At 56.5% G+C, this 5230-nt stretch carries 8 protein-coding genes; all 8 read right to left on the bottom strand.

The annotated features are described in order from the left end of the window. Positions 1–181 (bottom strand): hypothetical protein (locus ACOSYY_RS13260; protein ID WP_421662971.1); only part of this gene is annotated, 181 nt, incomplete at its 3' end. Next, a complete protein-coding gene (locus tag ACOSYY_RS13255) occupies positions 105–497 on the bottom strand; it encodes a transposase (protein WP_421662970.1) in 393 nt (130 codons plus the stop codon). The genes ACOSYY_RS13260 and ACOSYY_RS13255, both read right to left, overlap by 77 nt. Before the next feature lie 127 nt (positions 498–624). Then, entirely contained in the window at positions 625–1833 is a 1209-nt protein-coding gene (locus ACOSYY_RS13250; RefSeq protein WP_421662969.1) for a sulfatase-like hydrolase/transferase, read from the bottom strand. Positions 1834–1999: 166 nt separating this feature from the next. Next, positions 2000–2284: a HigA family addiction module antitoxin gene (locus tag ACOSYY_RS13245; RefSeq protein WP_421662968.1), complete on the bottom strand. Its 285-nt coding sequence runs from the start codon at positions 2282–2284 to the stop codon at positions 2000–2002. Between the two features lie 13 nt (positions 2285–2297). Beyond that, complete coding sequence (locus tag ACOSYY_RS13240) at positions 2298–2576, bottom strand: type II toxin-antitoxin system RelE/ParE family toxin (RefSeq protein WP_421662967.1); 279 nt, start codon at positions 2574–2576, stop codon at positions 2298–2300. A gap of 207 nt (positions 2577–2783) precedes the next feature. Then, complete coding sequence (locus ACOSYY_RS13235) at positions 2784–3413, bottom strand: DUF4145 domain-containing protein (protein WP_421662966.1); 630 nt, start codon at positions 3411–3413, stop codon at positions 2784–2786. 79 nt (positions 3414–3492) lie between these two features. Next, positions 3493–4407, bottom strand: a complete 915-nt coding sequence (locus ACOSYY_RS13230; protein ID WP_421662965.1) for a DUF4238 domain-containing protein — start codon at positions 4405–4407, stop codon at positions 3493–3495. 100 nt (positions 4408–4507) lie between these two features. Next, positions 4508–4945 (bottom strand): arsenate-mycothiol transferase ArsC, encoded by a 438-nt coding sequence (locus tag ACOSYY_RS13225; protein WP_421662963.1) that lies wholly within the window; start codon positions 4943–4945, stop codon positions 4508–4510. Positions 4946–5230: the final 285 nt, after the last annotated feature.

The raw sequence follows: 5230 nt of genomic DNA, 5'->3' as shown, positions 1-5230 counted from the left end.
TGCGATCCCATTCATGGTCAGGCAATGAGTCCTCAAGCCGGCTGGCATAGGCGCTCGCTCGGGCTTGTGGGTTGTCTCCCAACGTCACGTACCAGGAGTCCTCATCAAGAAGAGGATCTGGTCGTCCCAGGGCCCGTCCGTTCATGGTCGGCATTGAAATACCGGAAATAGCGTCGCCCAACGCTCTGCATGAAACGACTCAGATCGCCTTCGTGCTCCGGTTCCATCAAGAGATGAATATGGTTGGTCATGAGCACGGATGCATGGAGCCGTACCCGGCATTGCTGTTTGGCCACGAGCAGACACTCGACAAAGGCCTGATAGGCCTTCGGCGCAAGAAAGACAGGTTGCCGATTATTGCCGCGCTGGATGACGTGATGTGGGAGTCTCCGCGTCCAGTCAGATGGTGGACGGCGTGGGGAAACTCCAGACGAGTGGGCGAGCCATGCTGGAACTCGACTCCAACGCGATGTGTGACTGCAAGCCCTGACCCTCAATTCCTCTCAATTCCTCTCTGACTCATTGAGAGGGTCTCGTTCCAAGGTCGGGTGGAGTCGCAGGTGTCGGCGTGCCAGGAGTATCTGCTTTGATGTCCTTGAGTAAAGGGAGTTCGGCGGTGATAAGTCAATACTCATGCCCGACCCCATTTTGTCCCAGATTGGCCACGCCGGTTCCCAGGGCGTCACCCTTGGCGAGGCGCTGCTTCACATCCGTCGCGCCAGCCACCGCGGCGAGCGTGACGAAGACATCCTCGTGCGACTGAACGCCGTTGAGTTCCGTTCCGGCGGGGATCTTCCCCGGCCAGCGAACCATCATCGGCACGCGGATGGAACCTTCCCAGGTGGTCATCTTCTCGCTGCGGTAAGGAGTCGTCGCGCCGTATGGCCACGTCGAGTGTTCCGGGCCGTTGTCCGTCGAGTAAAGGACGATCGTGTTGTTGGCGATGCCCAGCTCATCAAGCTTCTTCAGGACGGCGCCAACGTTCTCGTCATGCTGAACCATGCCGGCGCAATGCGGATCAACGCCCGAGGTGTAGTTCTTACAGCGTTCGAGGTACTCAGGTGGCGTGTGCGTGAAGACGTGCATGCGGCTGGTCGATAGCCAGACGAAGAAGGGTTTCTTCGCGGCCACGGCCTTTTCCATGAACGTGTTCGCCCCGGCGATGAACTCCTCGTCGATGCGTTCCATGCGCTTTTTCGTGAGCTGCCCGGTATCCACGCACCGCTGCTTGCCCCACTTGCCGAAGCGTGGGTCTTCGCCCGGCTGTTCGGTCGGCGTGGCATGGCAGTGCAGAACGCCACGCGGGCCAAACTTCCCGAAAAACGCCGGGTCGGTGGGGTAGCCGTCCATTTCCGGTTCCTCGGAGACATTCAGGTGATAGAGGTTGCCGAAGAACTCATCGAAGCCATGCACCGTGGGCAGGTGCTCGTTGCGATCCCCGAGATGGTTCTTGCCGAACTGCCCAGTGGCGTATCCCTGCGTCTTCAGGACCTCCCCGAGCGTGGCGGTTTGCGGCTTCAGTCCCAGAGCCGCACCGGGTAGGCCTACCGTCGTCATGCCCGAGCGAATCGGCAGCTGACCCGTGATGAACGCCGCGCGTCCAGCCGTGCAGCTCGGCTGCCCATAGTGGTCGCTGAAGATCGCGCCTTCCCTGGCAATGCGGTCGATGTTCGGCGTGCGGTAACCCATCGCGCCACGACTATAGGCGCTCACGTTCCAGAAGCCGATGTCGTCACCCCAGACGACCAGTATGTTGGGCTGGTTGGATTGGGCCAGTGCCAGATTCGTCACGCTCAGCAAGAGAGCTGACACGACCCCCAAAAGCGGTTTCATTGCATTCTCCTATCGTTCGTAAGTCTGTGACCATGATCCGACGCCACGTCCTTCCTGCCTGCTGCGGCGGCTCCGCGATAGTAGCGCTGCCGAAATGGTGACGTCCAACGTCGAGGCTCAGCCGCCGTTGCAAGTAGTCGGCTGGAGAAACCAGTGAGACGTCTGACTACACCGCAAGCTTCGACACGCGAAGCTGTTTGCGGCGTTGCTCGGCGTGCCAGAGGTCATACTGGGTCTGCTGGTTCAGCCAGCTCTCAGCCGACGTGCCAAATGCCATGGACAAGCGAACGGCCATTTCAGGACTGACGCCCGCACGACCATTCAGAATGGCAGACAAGGTTTTTCGGCTGATACCCAGCGCCTGAGCTGCCTGCGTGACACTGACACCAAGTGGGTCCAGACAGAGGCTCTTGATGATTGCCCCTGGGTGGGGGGGATTATGCATGCGCATCGTGACCACCTCGCTAGTGATAATCCTCATAATCAACCGAGTCGGCGTCTTTCCCGACAAACCGAAACGTGACCCGCCAGTTCCCGCTGACCGATACGGCCCAGGCACCCTTGCGGTCACCCCTCAGCGGATGAAGGTCCAAACCGGGCAATGCCATGTCTCGCGGAGCTGTGGCCGCATTCAGTTGAGCCAAGACGAGGCGAAGCCGTTCCGCGTGTCGAGCCTGGATACCGGCTTTGCTGCCCGTCTCGAAAAACCGTCCCAACCCCCTGTGCTTGAACCCGCGGATCACGGTAACAACTGTAACCTTATACGTTACGGCGCACAAGGTCCACCACGGCGTTCTTTCTCAAACCAGCCCTTGGCGGTTCCGGTGTCCATGAACCACACTCCAGCCGAGCTATGCATGCAGCCAGATTTTCGGATTGGGTACGCCTAACGCCCGAGGTAACCGGCGCAAAGACCGCGTAGCGGGATTTGCGTCCGGTTGACCGAGTTGTTAGCCCTTCTTGCCATCTCTCTTCTCGATTGCCGCACGCGACACTTCTGGAAGCTGCTGATACAGCGCTTTGATGTGATTTGGTCTCGTAATGCGATCCTCGATGATGAAATTGAGCATTTCAAAGAGGTTCTGCGCTACCTCCGGAGTGTCATCGAGGTCGATCTCTCCGGGATGGACTGCGTTGTTGCCGACCACGCGGCAGTAATCAAAGGCCATCTGCACCTGGACAGGTAAGCCCTTACCGACCAAGGCTTTGAGATCGTCGTTGATGTTTTCGCCTTTTTCTCCCAAAACTGGCATCAGTTTCTGTATGGCTAGGCGCAGCAACGCCGCAGCCGCACGCGGTGATGCTGCAACAATGGCCCGCGCCTCTTCAACCTCGCCGAGTATCTGCTGTGGTGTGTCCTCGTGTGCAGGTGGCGCCGTGGACGACGCAGGAACGACAAGCTTCTCGCTGTACCAATAGCTGACCTTGCCACAATGGTCACAACGGCAGACATCAATTTCGGCTTCGTTGGTACCTTGATAGCCAAAGTAAAGATCGCCCCAGCGCTGCTTGGCGAAAACGCCGCAATATACGCAATGGAACTGTGTTTCTTTGTACTTAGGAGGTATGAATTTGGACATGGCTCAATTGAAGGGCTAACGCCAGCGTTCAGGTGCGACTAGCGCGCACAGCGGGCCAGACGTCACCTGCAACGCTTTGTTATGCGCATCCTTTACTCTCTGCCCATCCCATGATTTCGGACAACACTTCGGTGACTGGCCGGCCTGTAACCATGAACCGGGCTCCAGCATGCCAGATGCCGTAATTGAATGCTCCCACATTGTCGGGTTTCAGCGGATAGTACTGGTTGGCTGGTTCTTGATGCTGATCGTCCATCATTAGAATCCGCGTAGGAGACAGCGGGAAACTTACCACTGCACCAGTTGTACCAATACCAAAGACTTCCCTCGATCTGTGCTGAACCCCAACAGGCTTATCTGAAGTAATGAAATGCTCATTATCCGCAAAAACAACCGACCAACGCTTCTTCAGCAGTATCTTGGCCAGATTGCCGGATTCCGCTCGGATTGTTTCCACGAAGAAGCGATGATGCTCGTGCTCGCCCCACTTCTTGTAGGATTCCCAGCCTGAGGTGTCGATCTCGAATTTTTCGTCTTTGCAAATAAAGTTATCTACGTTGGGAGAGCCGTCTGCTTTCTTGGGAAGTTTGTCGAGGTTTTCAACGATCTGCTGATGAACTGACTTTAGAACCCTCCGGTTATCAGGGTGCCGTATATGTATAGTAGCAACGAATAAGGCCAAAGCCTTGCGGATGGTTTCATTGCCAAGGTCGATGAAATCCGAAGCTACTTGGGGCCATATTTGCGCCAGCAAGGACTCAACACCTTGAAGCTCATCGTCAACCTCCCAGCTACGTTGGTCGAACTCATCACGCGGAGAATAGAGATAGCGCTTTGCACAAACATTCCGAACATTTGTGAGCCGCTCGACACCGTCCGAGTCTTGTTTCGAGAATATCCAGACTTGGGCTTCTTCTGCCTGTCTTGTTGCCGGGGTTGAAAACTCCCTAAGATAGAACTGAGGCACCCAGTGCTGATTTACGGATTTGCTCATCGGTCGAATTCAATACGCATAACGCGACAAATGAGCCGCGTGCCGCGGCGACAAAATCGAACCGAACGATAGGTGCGTCGGCTCCATTTGGATGTTAGGCTTAGTCGCTATCCTGACCGGAAGCCCTAAGCTGTTTGAGCTTCTTCATGATTTCAAGACCAGCACGACCGTACGCCGTGAGATCGTCGCCGTAAGGATCTTGAACCTTCCAGAGTTTCAAGGTCGACTCTTGTGCTCCGAGTCCACGTACAACCCTGACTGCTTCTTTGTCCAGCGCGATGATTAAACTGAATCGCGACAGTTCCACTGCCCTGACATCTCTCGGAACGTGATCGGATGCGTCGATGTTGAACTTCTGCTTGAGCGTGCAAACCGCGTTGTCTGCGTCCTTTGCAGGCTGTGGCCTGATGCCCGCCGACTCAAACATCACTGCCTTCCCGAACATATGGCGACCGAGGTATTCGGCGAGCACGCTTCTACAGGTATTACCAGTGCAAACAAACAACACTCTCGGCGGTGCTGAGCCGTCGTCACCCATGATACGCTCTGGCCTCCGAACTTACCCAGTACTGTCGACGGCTATTGCCCAGCCTGTGCATGACATTGCGATCAGAAGCCTAACTATTAAGTGAGCCGCCAGGGCCCTGCGCGTGCTGGCAGCCTATCACGTGTAGTTCCTCATTCCGAACCGCGCAAAATCTGACGGATTCTCCGTGAAATACATAAGCGTGTCAAATTGATCCGTTCCAGAGAACCCCGCCCACCCGGCGGCCTATCACCCTATTGGCCCGCAGCCTATTTCGCCTCGCGTGCTGGTTAGAGT

This window comes from Nitrospira sp. BLG_2, assembly GCF_049222245.1.
Note: the sequence above shows the minus strand (reverse complement) of the source record. Positions and strands in the feature narration are given on the sequence as shown.